Annotated in this window: 15 protein-coding genes; 9 read left to right on the top strand and 6 right to left on the bottom strand. The window is 53.1% G+C overall.

Annotation, left to right across the window (positions count from 1 at the left end; all coding sequences use genetic code 11):
* Positions 1-28 precede the first annotated feature (28 nt).
* The 4 genes from H8710_RS05380 to H8710_RS05395 all read right to left on the bottom strand — a co-directional run bounded on the left by H8710_RS05380 (position 29) and on the right by H8710_RS05395 (position 3,840).
* A complete protein-coding gene (locus H8710_RS05380; RefSeq protein WP_249294390.1) occupies positions 29-1,033 on the bottom strand; it encodes a hypothetical protein in 1,005 nt (334 codons plus the stop codon).
* A complete protein-coding gene (locus tag H8710_RS05385; RefSeq protein WP_249294391.1) occupies positions 1,030-1,515 on the bottom strand; it encodes an RNA polymerase sigma factor in 486 nt (161 codons plus the stop codon). The genes H8710_RS05380 and H8710_RS05385 overlap by 4 nt, the downstream gene beginning before the upstream one ends.
* 127 nt (positions 1,516-1,642) lie before the next feature.
* Complete coding sequence (locus H8710_RS05390; protein WP_249294392.1) at positions 1,643-2,992, bottom strand: peptidoglycan-binding protein; 1,350 nt, start codon at positions 2,990-2,992, stop codon at positions 1,643-1,645.
* 17 nt (positions 2,993-3,009) lie between these two features.
* Positions 3,010-3,840: a carboxypeptidase-like regulatory domain-containing protein gene (locus tag H8710_RS05395; RefSeq protein ID WP_249294393.1), complete on the bottom strand. Its 831-nt coding sequence runs from the start codon at positions 3,838-3,840 to the stop codon at positions 3,010-3,012.
* Positions 3,841-4,093: 253 nt separating this feature from the next.
* Between H8710_RS05395 and H8710_RS05400 the strand changes: the two genes are divergently transcribed.
* Genes H8710_RS05400 through H8710_RS05415 form a run of 4 tightly spaced genes read left to right on the top strand, consistent with a single transcriptional unit; the run spans position 4,094 to position 7,715 of the window.
* A complete protein-coding gene (locus tag H8710_RS05400; RefSeq protein ID WP_249294394.1) occupies positions 4,094-4,276 on the top strand; it encodes a DUF4250 domain-containing protein in 183 nt (60 codons plus the stop codon).
* Positions 4,277-4,286: 10 nt separating this feature from the next.
* Positions 4,287-5,360 (top strand): uridine kinase family protein, encoded by a 1,074-nt coding sequence (locus tag H8710_RS05405; protein WP_249294395.1) that lies wholly within the window; start codon positions 4,287-4,289, stop codon positions 5,358-5,360.
* An 11-nt stretch (positions 5,361-5,371) separates the two neighbouring features.
* Entirely contained in the window at positions 5,372-5,827 is a 456-nt protein-coding gene (locus H8710_RS05410) for a GNAT family N-acetyltransferase (protein WP_249294396.1), read from the top strand.
* Between the two features lie 19 nt (positions 5,828-5,846).
* Positions 5,847-7,715: a beta-L-arabinofuranosidase domain-containing protein gene (locus tag H8710_RS05415; RefSeq protein ID WP_249294397.1), complete on the top strand. Its 1,869-nt coding sequence runs from the start codon at positions 5,847-5,849 to the stop codon at positions 7,713-7,715.
* 97 nt (positions 7,716-7,812) lie between these two features.
* On the opposite strand, the gene H8710_RS05420 is transcribed toward H8710_RS05415, so the two are convergent.
* Together H8710_RS05420 and H8710_RS05425 are read right to left on the bottom strand one after the other, a co-directional pair.
* Positions 7,813-8,745: a sensor domain-containing diguanylate cyclase gene (locus tag H8710_RS05420; protein WP_249294398.1), complete on the bottom strand. Its 933-nt coding sequence runs from the start codon at positions 8,743-8,745 to the stop codon at positions 7,813-7,815.
* A 266-nt stretch (positions 8,746-9,011) separates the two neighbouring features.
* Entirely contained in the window at positions 9,012-9,569 is a 558-nt protein-coding gene (locus H8710_RS05425) for a DUF4364 family protein (protein WP_249294399.1), read from the bottom strand.
* A 528-nt stretch (positions 9,570-10,097) separates the two neighbouring features.
* On the opposite strand from H8710_RS05425, the gene pyrR reads away from it, so the two are divergent.
* From pyrR to carB, 5 genes are read left to right on the top strand one after another with little or no spacing between them, the layout of a single operon-like run.
* Positions 10,098-10,625, top strand: coding sequence for a bifunctional pyr operon transcriptional regulator/uracil phosphoribosyltransferase PyrR (gene pyrR, locus H8710_RS05430; protein WP_249294400.1), 528 nt, complete (start codon positions 10,098-10,100; stop codon positions 10,623-10,625).
* Positions 10,626-10,682: 57 nt separating this feature from the next.
* A complete protein-coding gene (locus H8710_RS05435) occupies positions 10,683-11,951 on the top strand; it encodes a dihydroorotase (RefSeq protein WP_249294401.1) in 1,269 nt (422 codons plus the stop codon).
* Between the two features lie 38 nt (positions 11,952-11,989).
* On the top strand, positions 11,990-12,910 hold the full coding sequence (gene pyrF / locus H8710_RS05440; protein ID WP_249294402.1) for an orotidine-5'-phosphate decarboxylase: 921 nt from the start codon (positions 11,990-11,992) through the stop codon (positions 12,908-12,910).
* Between the two features lie 16 nt (positions 12,911-12,926).
* Positions 12,927-14,039 carry a carbamoyl phosphate synthase small subunit gene (locus tag H8710_RS05445; RefSeq protein ID WP_249294403.1) on the top strand — a complete coding sequence of 371 codons (1,113 nt, stop codon included), beginning with the start codon at positions 12,927-12,929 and terminating at the stop codon, positions 14,037-14,039.
* 58 nt (positions 14,040-14,097) lie between these two features.
* The gene (carB, locus tag H8710_RS05450; protein WP_249294404.1) at positions 14,098-17,292 is read left to right on the top strand and encodes a carbamoyl-phosphate synthase large subunit; all 3,195 of its coding nucleotides are present in this window, start codon (positions 14,098-14,100) and stop codon (positions 17,290-17,292) included.
* Positions 17,293-17,532: the final 240 nt, after the last annotated feature.

Below are 17,532 nucleotides of genomic sequence, written 5' to 3' on the forward strand. Positions count from 1 at the left end.
TATAAGATGAATCTAATGAATAGGACTGTCAAATCAAGGCGTCCTCATACACTTCATTAAAGACGGATTCCTCCATCCGAAAGACCCCGTTGCCGCCCATTCCCAGATACTTCACATAACCGCCTTTCAGCAGCATCAGGCGAATCTCGGTACCGTCCTTGAGGGTTAGATAACAGGGTTTCGGCTCCAATTGGCGCCAGTCGGCCTTTTCCATATACACCGCATCATACAGCCCGTCTATAAAGGCGTTGACAACTTCTTCTGAAAGGCCGGGGTCATATCGGTTTTCCACCCCGCTGTCCCATTCACTGAGAGGCTGCCAGCAAAAAGCTTCCAGATTTCCTTTCAGCTTCATCCTGCCGAACAGATCGTTCCCCGACTCAAGCCAAATGTCATTTAAACGCTCATAGATTCCCACATTTCCCTGTCCGTCACTTGTCATAATGCGGAAGTCCCGGTCGTAGCCGCAGACGGTATAAACGTCCTCTTTGCCGATAGAAGAGGCAAGCTCCTTGGAGTAGTCATCCTGCTTTGACCATTCGTCGATGTTCCCCTTGGTCCGTCCCAGATATTCGCCCCGCAGAGCCTGTTCCTGTGCGTTTGAAAGGGTCAGGTTGTTGGTCCAAGTGTAGATGCTCCCCCGGTAGACGATGAGCCCCACCATATCGACAGCAACTCCAGGCTCCGGCTCCTCCAGCACTATTTGAGGAATATAAATGCCATTTTGTATTTGGGAGGCGTTGTTTTCCTCTATATCTGCTCCAGTTTCTGAGAAGCCGGAGGTTACAGCGCCGCCGGAAGATGGGCCGTTTATGTCGATACCGCTGTTCAAGCCGGGATTGATCCGCGGCAGGGCCCAAGCCCCTGCAACAATGAGAGCTGCGGCGCAGACAACAGCGGCCCGGGGAATCCAGGCTAGTTTGGCCGGCGAAACAGATGGCTCAACGCTAACCTGCTCCCGTACCCGGGCCACCAGTTCTTCACTGGGGCGCATTTGTTCCTTCATATGAGAAATTCGTTCTGTCCCTGTCATTCCAGCATCTCCCCTTTCAATTTTTCCCTGAGCATTGCCCGCCCTCTCGTCAGCTGCATCCGCACTGCCGGTTCTTTGACTTTCAAAACTTCGGCAATGTCCTTGACTGCCATGTCCTCAAAATAAAACAGGTGCAGGACGTTGCGGTATTTTGGCGGAAGAGAGGTCATCGCCTCGTGTATGCCGTTTTCTTCCGGAAACTCAAAGAGCTTTGAAGGCTCCTCCCCAAATACTACATGCCGCCGCCAGCCCGAGGACCAAAATTTGTTACAACAGTTGATAGTCACCCGGATGAGCCAGGCTTTTAAGTGTTCTTCACTTTCAAAATCCCCTTTTTTGCGTCCGCATTTTACACAGCGCAAAAACACCTCTTGGAACACATCGTCGGCGTCGTGACGCGTTTTCATATTGTTCAGGGCGATGCGGTAAACCATGTCGGCGTACCGGCTGATGATTTCATCCATTTTTGAGCGCTCCGTCATCTGTTTCTCCCCCGCTTTCAATGAGAATACCCCGCAGCATTTAAAAAAGCAACACATTGTCAGTTTAACATTAAAATTATTTTTAGACAAGAAAACTCCCCGGTTTGTTTTACCAGGGAGTTGATGTTTAGCTGAGGGCGCGAAAGCGGTTGACAATCAGTTCCCACGTCAGCGGCCCGATGACCCCGTTGGCGGGAAGTCCGTTTTGCTCCTGCAAACGGCGGACAGCGTTTTCCGTCGCCTGATCGTAAGTACCCGTAACTTCTACTGTGGGAATCGCCGGATCGTTTTCGGCAATGGCCCGCAGATATTGCTGCATCGTTGTCACATAGGAACTTTGTTCCCCCAGAGCCAGGAAATAACCGGGGTAAATTTGATTCCGGACCGGTTGAAATTCCGGTGGAAGAGCATTTATCGTGTTCTGGTAGGTGTTTCTAATGGTATCCCAGGTTCTCCGCCCCACGATACCGTCCACAGGAATGCCATATTTATTTTGAAACGTCATGATTACGTCCCGGGTTTCGGGGCCAAATATCCCGTCTACTGCAACAATGGGGATATCGCTGTCAAAATACCCAATAACGGCTAGAAAATACTGTAAAAGCCGAATCTGTGGCCCGGTATCCCCTTCTTTCAGGACGGTTTGGAAGATGCGGTCCACATCTTCCAGAGCTAATCCCTCGGAGTAAAGCTCGTTGAGGCCTGTCACCCCATTATAGATCCCCTTGATTTTGTACCAGGTCGCCTTCCCCACAATGCCGTCCGGCGTCAGGTTAAAAATCCGCTGAAATTGTTTGACTGCTTCCTCGGTTTCTAGATCGAAGATACCGTCCAGCTCGGAAATTCGCGGGATAGAGGGGTAGTTCTGCCCAATGCGGTTCAGCTGCCGCTGAATGGTGCGGATGGGTTCCTCGATCATGCCTCGCCGCAGGGGGATTCCAGGGTAAGATGGGATGTTTGCGGCAATAGGGGCGTTGAAGACGATATCGATGTCGTCCCCATAGTAATGCTGCAAAATTTCGTAGGGGGTCATCCCATCCCGGGCCAGATCCACCGTCCCCCACTGGGACAGGCCGTCGCAGGTGACGGTAGTGCCGTTACAGTATTGAGTGAAATACGGCTGCACCTGTCCTTGTCTGACCACGTAGTCATTGAAAATGTCGTCGACGATCTCACTGATGTTCTGAAAAATGTCCCGTCCCTCCACGAAATACTGATCGTATTGGGTGGAATTCGTGATGTCAAAATCGTATCCCCGGCTTCGGTAATACTCGGTGTAGATGCGGTTCAGCGCATAGGTAATCTGAGCGTAGACATTTGCCCGGATGGCGCTCTCCGGCCAGGTAGGATAAATTTCACTGGAGGCCACGTTTTTGATGTATTCCACAAAGGGGATGGTGATATTTCGAGCGCTGGCATCATCCGGCCTGCCCAGATGAACGGTGATGTATTCCGGTATAATTGGCAGTTCAGGCATTGAAAAGCTCCTTCCCCTTACAAATCTGGCTCTTCCTCAACAGTTACCTCAGCTGGAAGATCCGCTCCATTTGCGGGAGTCATGTTGACCGGCTGGATGGACTGCACGCCGTCAAAAATTGGCACTCCCTTAAACTCCTCGGGCCGGTAGCCCGCAGCGTCTACATAAATATTGTAAGTGGCATATGGAGGCACTTCTTCCGGTTGCTGGGATTCCTGTCGGGGGGGAGCTGGAAGTTGAATACCGGCGACGATGCCGTCAGCGTCGGTTGTCCCCGAGAAAAAGACGCGGGGGCTGCCGTTAAACTCCTTCGTTACATAAACGGCGGCATCTTGCAGCGGAATAGCGCCTTTTGCGATGTAAACTTGTACCTTAAGGGTACCGGTACCAGAATTTTCCGATTTAAAAATTTCATATTCGTCCGGCGCCTTAGGCGGTTCTTCTTCCTTCTCTACAGGGGCACCCACACTGGGAAGGACCAGGCTGGGGGCTATCTCTAAAGGCTCTCCCCGAAAGTTTACCGGGTTTTCTGGAACTACGGCATCAGCTTCCCGATAGGAAGGCTCTGACATCGGCGCTGACACAGCGACTGCCTCTGGCTTAGCCTCCGCACCGGTCTCCAATGTCTCCGGCTGCTCTGGCGAAACCGAAGCCGTTTTTACTTCTTTGGCGGCAGATGCTGACACGGCGGCGACTGTCGGCATAGTTTCCGCGCTGGCCTCCAAAACGGACGGCCTGTCAGCGGAAGCCGACACTTGCTCTGCTTCAGGAGTTCTGCTCCTCTGGTGATAATTGTACAGTTCCTGTTTGTAACGTTCCATGATTTCTTGCATAGAACCCTGATACAAAATCTCATCCCCTTTTTCGATAAAATGAGGCTATTGGACGCTTTTTTCACAATAACCTTCTGTATTATATTTTCAAGGCCACTGAAGTGTGAGAAGCCAGTCGGCTGCTTTGCCGGATTTCTTTGCAATTGGATTCTTTACCTGCTATAATATTTATGTAAGCGCGTCGAGCAGCTTTCCGATTTTAGGCGCAGCTGTCCTCCATACAACAAATGCAGTTCTTTGCAGGAATATGTGAAAAAGGAGAAAAATTATGGCAATTCCCAATGATCCTGTTATTTTGATGAGTTACCTCAACACCCAGCTGAGGGATTTTTATACCGGTCTGGACGACCTCTGCAAAAGTTTGGCCCTCAACCAGGCACAAATAGAGGAAAAGCTTTCTTCCATTGGCTATAAATACAGCGAAAAGCACAATCAGTTTATTTCGGCGTGAGGTAACGCCGATGAACGACATCAGACAAATCCTTCGCCGGTTCGGGGAAACGAATCCGGACGCGGAGGCTCTCGATTACATCAAACTACTTTATCAAAATGAGTTCGGCTGCGGGCATCTCTGCCCCGATGGAGCAGATGTCCTCTCTTTTCTGACCGAGGAGTGGGACAATATAGGCCATTTTCCCCACACTCCCCTTTTTGATGATATTGGAAACGGTCTTTGCCGCCTGAATCTGGGTGCGCTCCGGAAAAGTGACCTGCCCTTGGCAGCCCGCGCCTTTGTTCTTAGCGCCCAAACACCTCGGGGAAGTGATAGCAGTTTTCGGGAAAAGCTCTTGCTGCTGGATCAAATGGTTCAAAATAGCCAGTTGCCGCTTAACGGCAGGCAAGCGGCCTCAGTCATAAAGGACTATCTGGCGGGAGGCATCCGCCCAATCCATCACAGCGAATCCTTTCGGGAACGGCACGCCCCCCATTACCGGGTAGTGGAACTCCCTTTCGCCGTGTTTTTCCCTGTGCTCCAGGAGGCGCAAAATCTGCTGGAAGCGGGCGAAAAACCGATTTTCGCCATCGACGGACGCTGTGCATCCGGAAAAACCTCTCTGGCGGCACTGCTGAGGGCATTCTTTCCCTGCAACGTCTTTCATATGGACGATTTTTTCCTTCCCTTTGACCTGCGCACAGAGGATCGGCTCTCCGCTCCCGGCGGAAACGTCCACTACGAACGCTTTTTTTCCGAGGTGCTCATTCCTATTTGCTCCGGCCAGCCATTTTCCTACCAGCCTTTTTGCTGCAAAGACGGAAGTTTTGGCTCGTCCATACAAGTGGCCCCTCGGCCCCTGTCAGTGGTAGAAGGAGCCTATTCCATGCACCCCGCCCTTCGCAGGTATTACGGGCAAAGCGTCTTCCTCACCGTTTCGCCGGAGATTCAGCAAAGCCGCATTCTTGCCCGCAACGGAAAAGAAACTCTCCGGATGTTCAACGAGCGGTGGATTCCCCTGGAAGAGCGGTATTTCGCTGAGCTCCAAATACCGGGCGTTTGCAGCGAAGTTATCGATACTTCTTTGCTGGATCAGGATTAGGAGGATTTTTTATGGAATTTACGGCCTGCGCCATGGAATACCAGGGCGGCCCTGTGCAAAGCAGTCTGCTTCTCCAGCGGTTTGACGATTCCTTTGCCGGGCAGTACATCTCCCTCTACAATGAGGCGTTTTTGCCTATGCGGAAAGCTCTGGGGGTTAAGCCTTATGCAGTTTATGCCTCCGCCGCAGAACTAGAGGAACCAAAAGAAGATATTTTCCTCCTCGTTAGGAATGGATGTATCATTGGTTCCGTCGCTCTCCGCGGAAACGAAATAGACGACCTGTTCGTCAGTCCTGCATTTCAGGGACAGGGGTTTGGCAGGGCCATTCTGCTGGCCGCCGTCGCCGAAATGCAGCAGCGGGACCGTCCTATTAGCCTCCATGTAGCAGACTGGAATCAAAGGGCGTTGTCCCTTTATCAAAACTGCGGCTTTATCGTCACCTGTACAGAAACCATCATTCGATAGCAATTCAGGAGGTTTTATTATGGCTACCACCCTCAAAGCTCTGCGTCTCACCTCGTTTTCTCCCAAGGAGCTCAAACCCTCCGGCTGGCTTCTCACTCAATTGAAGCTCCAAGCGGAAGGCCTCGCAGGCAACTTGGACAAAGTCTGGCCCGACGTCCGGGACAGCAAATGGGTCGGCGGCGACCGGGAAGGATGGGAACGGGTTCCCTACTGGCTGGATGGGTTCATTCCCCTCGCCTACCTGCTGGGCAACCGGGAGATGATCGACAGGGCGAACCGGTATGTAAACGCCATTATCGAAAGCCAGCGCCCCGACGGATGGATCTGCCCCTGCAAAGACGATGAGCGAGAAACCTACGATATGTGGGCGCTGATTCTTGTCTGCAAGGTTCTCACCGTCTATTATGATTGCTCCGGCGACAAACGGATAGAGGATGTCGTCCGCAAAGCCCTTTGGCAGTTCAAGGGGCAGCTTTGCCATACCACCCTTCAAAACTGGGCAGCGTCCCGGTGGTTTGAGGCCTTAATTCCCATCTATTGGCTTTTCGAGCGTTCCCGGGAAGAATGGCTTATTGATCTGGCCTTCACCCTTTATGAACAGGGTATCGATTATAAAAAAATCTTCCACAACTGGCGGTTTGAAGCCCCCAAGAAAGAGTGGAGCTATCTGACTCATGTTGTCAACATGTCCATGGCCCTCAAATCAGACGCTCTCATGACAAGGATTCTGGGTGGCGACCCCAGCCGCTTCGCCCGGGAAATGGTAAACCTGCTCACCCGCTACCACGGCACTGCCTATGGCCATTTCACCGGCGACGAATGCCTCGCCGGCACCAGCCCCATCCAGGGAAGCGAACTTTGCTCCATCGTGGAAGCCATGTACTCTTACGAACAGCTTTTGCAAATCAGCGGCAGCCGGGAATGGGCCGACAAGCTGGAAATTCTTGCATTTAACGCCCTCCCCGCCGCCGTCAGTCCCGACATGTGGTGCCATCAGTACGATCAGATGACGAATCAAATCGCCTGTACCCCTATTCCGGAGGATAAGGTGCATTTCGGCACCAACAATGGAGAGTCCCATCTTTTCGGCCTGGAGCCGAATTTCGGCTGCTGCACCGCAAACTTCGGGCAGGGCTGGCCAAAATTTGCCCTCTCCACTTTTATGAGGACGCCAAGCGGTATCGCCGCCGCCGTTTTCGCTCCGACCCGGCTCCATACCACTGTAAACGGCGTTCCCGTCACCTGTGAAATCGACACCAATTACCCCTTCCGCAACCGGATCACCTTTACCATCGAGGCCCAGGACAATGTGACCTTCGATTTTCTCATCCGCATCCCCAGCTTTGCCGACGAAGTGCACATCAACGGCGAAAATATTATGCTTACCGGGTACCATACGCATGGGTATCACACCCTGACCCGAAACTGGAAGGGCTTTCATCTCATCGAGATGGCCATCCGCACCGACCCAGAGATCGTCGCCCGCCCCAACGACCTGGTCAGCGTCCGCAGAGGCCCCCTGGTGTACGCCCTGCCCATCCACGAACAGTGGGACAAGCGGGAGTATGTAAGAGACGGCGTAGAGCGCAAATTCCCCTACTGCGATTATGAAATTACGCCCACTTCCCGCTGGAACTACGGCCTTTGCAGCACCCATTTCGAGCTGGAAGAAATTGACGACTTCAGCACGCCTTTCAGCCCTCAGCACGCGCCTATCGCCCTGTACACTAAAATCGTCGAGGTGAAGTGGGGGGAGCAATACGGCGTCTGCAATCCCCTGCCGGATTCATCCGAACCCATTTCGGTCCCCCGACGCAGAAAGCTTATCCCATACGGCTGTACCAACCTGCGGATGACCGAACTGCCTTTTGTAAATATCCAGAAATGAGCTTACAAACCTTCGGCGCCTTGCCAAACAAAAAGTGCGAAAACAAAACTCTCGTTTGTTTTCGCACTTTTAAATTCTTGTAAGGGCTGCCGCCCAGTTATCCTTTGAGGGTTAAATCCGAGAAAAAGGCGTAGGTTTCCCTTTGCAGTTTGGCCTGGTAAAGAGCTTCATCCGCCTTTAAAAACAGCGAGTTAAAATTGTCCGCGTCTTCCGGAAAAATCGCAGCTCCTATGCTGGCGGTGTAGCTGATCCGGCCGCTTTCAAAGCGCAGCAGTCCACGGAGCTTGTCCGCTAGCCATTTCCCATTGGGAATGTTTGTGATAAAAACAATAAACTCATCGCCGCCAAACCGCCCCACCACATCGGTTCTCCGGAAAGACCGTTTCAGGGTGCCGGCGACCAGTTGGATGGCCTCGTCTCCCAGAGCATGTCCATAGGTGTCGTTAAAATTTTTAAAATGGTCGATATCCAGCAGGACGAGAGCATTTTTTTGCTCCGGATATTTTTTAAGTACATTCTCAATCAGCTCAATGGTGTACTTTTTGTTGTAAAGCCCTGTAAAGTTATCGTGCTTTATCTCGTTTTCGAGCTGGTCAGTCCTGCTTTTCAAATTGGAAATGTCGGTTATGACGCCGATCATCTTCACCGGCACCTGATTCTCTATAACAGGCGTCACGTCAACCTTGCACCACAGGTAATCAGAGCCGCCTGCCCTCATCCGCGCCTCATAGGTTGTCGATTGCCCGCTGAAAATCGACTGAAACGCTTTGTCGATTGTCTTTTCATCGTCCGGGTGAGAAAAGTATTCTGAAACCGCTTTTTGATAATCGGCAGGTGCCAATTTGCTGTACGATCTTACATCGTTTAAAATGACTTCGCCCGACACTCCGAAAATATCCTCGGCGTTTTCAAAAAAAGTGTACAGCTGGCGAGTCAAATCCACCTCAAACACACAGATTTTTGCCGCTTTCAAAGCGATGCTCAAACGCTCTTTGTATTCTTTTGCTTCTTCAAGACGGTAATGATCCATAGCGCTGAAACCCTACACCTCCAGATTTTATCAAACTGTAATGTAAACTAATTTTATCACAATTTGGCATTTTTGTCCACTTAATCGGCAAAATAAATTATAAATATTCTAAAATAAATTTCAATTTTACTTTGTTCTACAATAAATGCTGGGACCCGGCTTTTGCCCAGGGCGCTTTCTCCACTTTCAGAATAGAAATTCCTTTAACAAAAAATCCCCGCCTGTACGACAAATAGACGGGGATTTTACTACATAAAACAGTTTTTCTACTCCACCAGCTTATCGAGAAGGCCCTGATAGATGCCTGTGGCGTTTTGATAAAAATTTCTTGCGATGATTTCCGCCGTACCGCCGTCGGGAGCGTACAGGGATAAATTCAGATATTCCAGCTCCCCTTCGTGGATGGAGCAAATCACATGGTAGCCGTTTTGGTGAGGGACGATTTTGGTGCTCACCTCGTTGTCCCGACGGATTTTTGAAAGGAGCTTCATGCCCCGCTTGACCACTTTTTCCCGCAGGGAAGAAGGTAGCGCCTGCTTGAGATTCACAGCAGTTTCCACTCCCAAGTCGGTGAGGGTATAGCGCTCTTCTCCACCCACCTGCCGGACATTTAGATGTCCTGACGATTTCAGTTCATTCAAAGCAGTGGCGAAAGTGAAATAATCCACCGCATCATCCTCACTGAAAATTTCGCTGATGTTGTGGCTTGATAGCGGCGTCTCTACCGAATGAAGCAGAAAGCAGATGAGAATTTTTACCTCATAGACTTCCTTGAGGCCGCCGGGGGCGATTCCCGCGATAAAGTTTTCGCTGATGTCACTCATGAAAGAACACGTCCTTTCTATCGAAAAGGGCTTTTCGCCCGAAAGTGATTAGTTTGGTGCCTTACTGGATATTTTTCCATATTTATTACGATGCAAGAAGTCCGGTTTTGCCCACTTGGCGGCAAAATTGAGAAAAAATTCCTGAAAGCGTTTCTTTGGCAATAAATATAACTCTACTGCATTTATTTTAGCATAAACACAAAAAGAATGAAAGCCCCGGAACAAAATTTGACAAGAGTAGAAAAATTTCCCGTAAATCAAAAAAAGGGTTTACAACTGCTCTTAAATGCAGTAAAATAGAAGAAGCAAAATTCGACAACCTTTAAGTTGGTCCCGTGAGGCTGACAAGGCGGTCTGCTGAATAGAATGCCCAAAGGATGCGGAATAACTGCATTTATTTAAGGGAATTGCAAGGAAGCAACCAAACTGTCAGGATACCGACAGTTTGGTTTTTTGTTGTTATGTTGATTTTTTCGCTGCCGCCCCCAAAGGCGCAGAGTGACCCAATTCCCAGAAAGGAACGTTGTTATGGAACAAAAAGCCCTCATCTTGGATGAAAAGGCCATGGGCCGCGCCATCGCCCGCATCTCCTTTGAGATCATCGAGCGGAACAAAGGGGTGGATAACCTCTGCCTCATCGGGATTCTCAGCCGGGGCGGACAGCTTGCACGGCGCATCGCCGACAAAATCAAATCGGTAGAGGACAGAGAGGTGCCGGTAGGACTTCTCGACATCACCCGCTTCCGGGACGACCGGCCTGACGGCGGAGCCTGTCCCGACCAATCGGAACTGCCCTTTGACATAAATGGCAAAAAGGTGGTGCTCGTCGACGATGTCATCTACACCGGGCGCACCGTCCGTGCCGCTATCGACGCGCTGATGGCAAGGGGCCGCCCCGAGCGGATCCAGCTGGCGGTACTCGTCGACCGGGGACACCGGGAGCTGCCCATTCGGGCGGATTTCATCGGCAAAAATCTCCCCACCTCCAGAGAAGAACAGGTCAAAGTTTTGGTCAAAGAACGGGACGGCGAGGATAAAGTCATCATCTTAGGATAATCCTGTGCAGCAATGGTTAGCTGACTATCCCCCCAATAACAAAAGGAGTACAGAAATATGCTTCTCATTAAAAATGGACATATCATCAGCCCTCAAAACAATCTGGACACCATCTGCGACATTCTTATTGAAAACGGACGCATCACCGAAATGAACGAAAACATCTCGGCTAACTGTGAGATCATCGACGCCGAAGGAAAAGTCGTTCTCCCCGGCTTCATCGACATGCACGTTCACCTTAGAGACCCTGGTTTTACCCACAAGGAGGACATCCTCTCAGGCTGTGAAGCGGCGGCGGCCGGCGGCGTGACGGCGGTTGCCTGCATGCCCAACACCGATCCCGCTGTGGATACGCCGGAAACGGTACGGTACATTCTCGACAAGGCGAAAAAGGCCAAAGCACGGGTCTACCCGGTGGCCTGCATCACGAAAGGGATGAACGGCGGCGCGCTGACCGACATGAAAGCCCTCCGGGAAGCAGGCGCCGTGGCCGTCTCCGACGACGGACGGCCCGTTAAAAACGCCAAAACCATGATGGAAGGGATGAAGCTTGCAAAGAAAAATAGGCTCCTCCCCATCTCCCACTGTGAGGATTTAGACATCATCGACGGAGGCATCATCCACAAAGGAAAGGTGTCAAAAGAACTGGGAGTCAAAGGGATGAACCGGGCCTCCGAGGACAGCATCACCGCCCGGGAGATTTCCTTGGCTGAGGCGGAAAACGTCCCCATCCACATCGCCCACGTGAGCACCAAAGGCTCCGTCTCCATCATCCGGGACGCCAAACGCCGGGGCGTCAAAGTCACCTGCGAGACCTGCCCCCACTACTTTGTCTACGACCACACCGAGCTCTATAAAAAAGACGCCGACTACCGGATGAACCCGCCTCTGCGGGAGCCTGATGACTTAAAGGAAGTGATGGAAGGCATCGTGGACGGCACCATCGACTGCATCGTCACCGACCACGCCCCCCACGCGGCCGAAGAAAAGGCCGATTTCGAAAAAGCACCCAACGGGGTGGTGGGACTGGAAACCAGTTTCGCCGCCTGCTGCACCTACCTGCTCCACACCGGAAAAATTGGGCTCCCCCGTTTAGTCGAGCTCATGAGCGTCAACCCGGCGAAGCTTCTCGGCATTCCCGGCGGCAAGGTGGAAATCGACGGCATTGCCGACCTGGTCATCGCCGACCTGGACAAAGAATGGACAGTGGAACCGGAAAAACTCCACTCCAAGTCGAAAAACTCGGTGTTTAAAGGAGCGACCCTCAAGGGAAAGGTCCTCTGCACCGTCTGCAATGGACAGATCACCTACCGGAAAGGCATTTAAACCGTACAAAATAGAATTATGATACAGGAGGAGTCACCATGTCATTTGATTTGCTGATAAGCCGCATTAAAGAGCTGAGAAATCCCACCGTAGCGGGACTGGATCCCAAATTTTCCTACGTTCCCGAGTACATCCGAGAAAGCTTTCTCGCGGAATTTGAAGACCCGCTCTACGGCGCCGCCATGGCCGTTTTGGAGTACAACAAGGGCCTCATCGACGCCCTTTGCGACGTGGTTCCCGCCATCAAGCCCCAGGCCGCTTATTACGAGCTCTACGGCTGGGCCGGGATGAAAGCCCTCAAGGAAACCATCGACTACGCCCATGAAAAGGGCATGTATGTCATCACTGACGGCAAACGAAACGACATCGGCACTACCATGGAGGCCTACGCCGCCGCCCACCTGGGTACGGTGAACATCGGCGGAAAGGAAGTCGCCCCCTTCGATGGGGACGCTTTGACCGTCAACGGCTACCTGGGGAGCGACGGCATCACTCCCCTCCTAAACATCTGCAAAGAGCGGGACAAGGGAATTTTCGTGCTGGTGAAAACCTCCAACCCTTCCTCCGGCGAACTTCAGGACAAAAAAATCGGCGCAGAGGCCGTTTATGAAGTCATGGGCCAAATGTGCGAGCAGTGGGGCGCAGAGCTCCCCGGCAAGTACGGCTACAGCGGCGTCGGCGCTGTCGTAGGGGCCACTTACCCGGAACAGCTATTGGAGCTGCGGGCAAAAATGCCCCATACCTTCTTCCTGGTGCCCGGCTACGGCGCACAGGGCGGCGGAGCGAGAGACGTGGCAGGCGGCTTCGATAAAAATGGCCTGGGCGCCATTATCAACTCCTCTCGGGGCATCATCTGCGCTTACCAGAAAGAGGGCTGCGACGAGCGGGACTACGCCGCCGCCGCCCGCCGGGAAGCCATACGGATGCGGGACGACATTTTACAATACGTAAATCTTTGATTTTGGAGGGAACAGCATGATTACGACAGAAAGAAAAGCATGGCTTTTACTTCAGGACGGCACCCTCTTTGAAGGAAAAAGCTTCGGGGCCACCGGCTCCTCCATCGGCGAGGTGATTTTCTCCACCTCCATGGCGGGCTATCAGGAAGCCCTCTCCGACCCCACCTACTACGGGCAGATTCTGACCCAAACCTTCCCCCTCATCGGAAACTACGGCGTGAACTCCGAGGATATGAGCGCCGACCGCTGTTTCCTCCACGGATACATTGTGAGGGAATGGTGCGACACCCCGTCCAATTTCCGCTGTGAGGGCGACATCGATAAATTCCTGCGGGAACAGGGGGTCATCGGTCTTTACGGCATCGACACCCGGCATTTGACCAAAATCCTCCGGGAAAAAGGCACCATGAACGGCCTCATCACTACCGAGGCGATCAGAGACAAGGCGAACACCCTGAAGAAAATCGCCAAATACACCGTCAAAAACGCCGTTCAATCGGTGACAGAAGAAACTCCCCTTTTGAACGAGACCTCGCAGCTGGGTCCCAAGGCAGAACTGCGTATCGGCATCCTCAACCTGGGCTGCTGCGACTATCTGAAAGAGGAAATGCTGGACCGGGAATGCGACACGGTGATCTTCAATCCCAACCAGCCCGCCTCCACCATCCTCGAAAACAAAGTGGACGGCATCATCCTGTCGGAAGGCCCCGGCGACCCTGCCGAGGACAAGGACGTGCTGAAAACCATCGAAGAACTGATTGACGACGGCATCCCCATGATGGGCATCGGATTAGGGCACCAAATGCTGGCCCTCGCCAACGACATGAAATGCCGCCGGATGCTCCACGGGCACCGGGGCGCTTCCCAGCCGGTCATCGATACGCTGACTGGAAAAACCTACATCACTTCTCAGAACCACGGCTATGTAGTCAACGAAGAAACGGTGGATGAGGATGTGGCCAATATCCGTTACAAAAACGCCAACGACAAGTCCTGTGAAGGGCTCACTTATAAAGACATCCCCGCCCTTTCGGTCCAGTTCAGGCCCCAGGGCGACGGCTCCGACCAGGACACCGCTTTTCTCTACGACGAATTTGTCGAGATGGTGAAGCGGCAGGCCGCCCGGTAAACGGATACCTCTTCATTCAACAAAAAGCAATGCAGTTTCCAGAAAGGAAGTAACTTTTATGCCACTGAGAAGCGATATTAAAAAAGTTCTCGTCATCGGTTCCGGACCCATCGTCATCGGACAGGCCGCCGAGTTCGACTACGCAGGCACACAGGCCTGCCGCGCCCTCAAGGAAGAGGGCCTGGAAGTCGTCCTCGTCAACTCCAATCCCGCCACCATCATGACCGACAAGGCCATGGCGGATAAAATCTATATCGAGCCGCTGACTTTAGACGTGATCAAACGGATCATCAAAATCGAAAAGCCGGACAGCGTGCTGTCCACCTTGGGCGGCCAGACCGGTTTGACCCTGTCCATGCAGCTTGCCAAAGAGGGATTCTTAGCCGCAAACGGCGTGAAGCTTTTGGGCGCCGACCCCGAAACCATCGACAAAGCGGAGGACCGCCAGACCTTTAAGGACACCATGGAGGCCATCGGCGAGCCTTGCATTCCGTCGAAAGTCGTCACCACTGTCGACGACGCGGTGGAGTTTGCCTCGGTCATCGACTACCCCGTCATCGTCCGCCCGGCCTTTACTTTGGGCGGCACCGGCGGCGGCATCGCAAATAATGAGGAGGAACTGCGGGACATCGCCCGAAACGGCCTGCGCCTCTCCCCCATCACCCAGATTCTCGTCGAAAAGTGCATCTCCGGCTGGAAGGAAATCGAGTTTGAGGTCATCCGGGACTCCAACGACAACTGCATCACCGTCTGCTCCATGGAAAACTTCGACCCCGTCGGCGTCCACACCGGCGACTCCATCGTCGTCGCCCCGGCTGTCACTTTGTCCAACAAAGAGTACCAGATGCTCCGCACGGCTGCCATCAACATCGTTTCCGAACTGAAGGTGGAAGGCGGCTGCAACTGCCAGTTCGCCCTTTACCCCGAGAGCATGGAATACGCCGTGATTGAAGTCAACCCCCGGGTTTCCCGTTCGTCGGCGCTGGCCTCCAAGGCCACCGGCTACCCCATCGCCAAGGTTGCGACGAAAATCGCCATCGGCTACACCCTGGACGAAATCGTCAACGCCGTCACCGGCACCACCTATGCCTGCTTTGAGCCGGCCATCGACTACTTAGTCGTCAAATTCCCGAAATGGCCCTTCGACAAGTTCGTTTACGCCAAGCGCACCCTGGGCACCCAGATGAAGGCCACCGGCGAAGTCATGAGCATCGGCACCTCCTTCGAGCAGGGCATCATGAAGGCCGTCCGCGGCATCGAATTGGGCCTTGACACCCTGACCCTGCCGGAATTTACGGAACTTTCCGACAAAGAGGTGGAAGATTCCCTCTCTATCGTCGACGACCGCCGCATCTTCATGGTCTACGAGGCGCTGAAACGGGGCGTTTCCGTCGATAAAATCCACGAAATCACCATGATCGACGAGTGGTTCCTTTATAAGATGCTCAACCTCACAGAGCTGGAAGCAACGCTCCAAAAAGGCGAGCTGACCGACGAGCTGTACCTTCAGGCGAAAAACTGGGGCTACCTGGACGCCACCATTGAGCGGCTCTCCGGCAAAAAAGTCCAAAATCCCCGCTTCGCCGCCTACAAGATGGTCGACACCTGTGCCGCCGAGTTCGAGGCCAAAACCCCTTACTTCTACTCCACCTATGATGAGGAAAATGAGGCCAAAGAGTTTATTGAGAAGCAGCAGAGCGGCAAAAAGAAGGTTATCGTATTCGGCTCCGGCCCCATCCGCATCGGCCAGGGCATCGAGTTCGACTACTGCTGCGTCCACTGCGTCTGGGCGCTGAAAAAAGCGGGCTATGAGGCCATCATCGCCAACAACAACCCGGAAACAGTCTCCACCGACTTCGACACCGGAGACCGGCTCTATTTCGACCCCCTGACCAAAGAGGACGTCCGTAACCTCATCGAAACCGAAAAGCCTTACGGCGTAGTCGTCCAGTTCGGCGGCCAGACCGCCATTAAGCTGACGAAATTTTTGGACGAGCTGGGGGTCAACATCCTGGGCACCTCTTCCGACAGCATCGACGAGGCGGAGGACAGGGAGCGGTTTGACGAACTGCTGGAACGCTGCGGCATCCCCCGCCCCCAGGGCCACACCGTCTTCACCACTGAGGAAGCCCTCAAGGCGGCAAACGAGCTGGGCTACCCCGTCCTGCTCCGCCCCTCTTACGTGCTGGGCGGCCAGAACATGATCATCGCCCACTCCGACAAGGACGTAGAGGAATACATGACCATCATCACCGCCCACGAGCTGGAAAACCCCGTTTTGATCGACAAATATCTCATGGGCACCGAAGTGGAGGTGGACGCCATCTCCGACGGGGAGGATTACCTCATCCCCGGCATCATGGAACACATCGAGCGGGCGGGCGTCCACTCCGGCGACTCCATCTCGGTCTACCCGGCCCAGACCCTCTCTCACCATGTCCGCCGCACTTTGATCGAGTACACCGGCCGGCTGGCAAGAGAACTCAAAGTCAAGGGCCTCATCAACATCCAATACGTGGTCTACAACCACGAGGTTTACGTCATTGAGGTTAACCCCCGGTCGTCGAGAACCGTCCCCTATATCAGCAAAGTCACCGGCGTTCCCATGGTCGCTTTAGCCACCGACATCATTCTGGGCAAGCGCCTCAAAGACCTGGGCTACGGCACCGGGCTGTACCCCGAAACCGACTACATCGCCGTCAAAGTGCCGGTGTTCAGCTTCGCGAAGCTCGTCAACGTGGATACTCACCTGGGGCCGGAGATGAAATCCACCGGCGAGGTCTTAGGTATCGCCAAACGGTTCGACGAGGCGCTGCTGAAGGGCCTCGTCGCCTCCGGCAACCAGATGAAGAAGTCGGGCGGCGTGTTCATCAGTGTGAGGGACGCCGACAAGCAGGAAGTGCTGGAAGTAGCCGACAAGTTTGAGTCGATGGGCTTTACCATCTACGCCACCGGCGGCACCGCACAGCTATTAAACCGCAACATGATCGCCGCAAACGTGGTGAAAAAGATCGGCGAGGACCCCGACAACAACGTTCTGACTCTTCTGGACAGCGGCAAGGTGGATTACGTCATCTCCACCTCGGAAAAAGGCCGCCAGCCCGCCCGGGACAGCGTGAAAATCCGCCGAAAAGCGGTGGAACGGTCCATCGTCTGCCTCACCTCCATCGACACGGCCAACGCCATCGCAGACGTACTGGCCATGGACAAGACCATCGACGATGTGGAGCTTGTGGATATTACCAAAATTTAGTGCAATAGCAAAGAACCTTCTCGACAGAGAGGGTTCTTTTTTGCCTCTTAGTGGTCGGCATTCCACTGGGCTTTATGAAGTCCACAGTCAGGCTTAAAGTTTATCTGCCAGCGCCGCCAAAGATAATGTGATTGCATTTTGGACAGACATTTGTTATACTTAAACATTATAGGTAATATTTGCGTCACAGTTTAGGATAAAATCACCAGTGCCGGCTATTTGAAAGGATGGAACCATCAA

The sequence above is a fragment of the Fumia xinanensis genome (assembly GCF_014384905.1).
GTDB classification, from domain to species: domain Bacteria; phylum Bacillota; class Clostridia; order Oscillospirales; family Ruminococcaceae; genus Fumia; species Fumia xinanensis.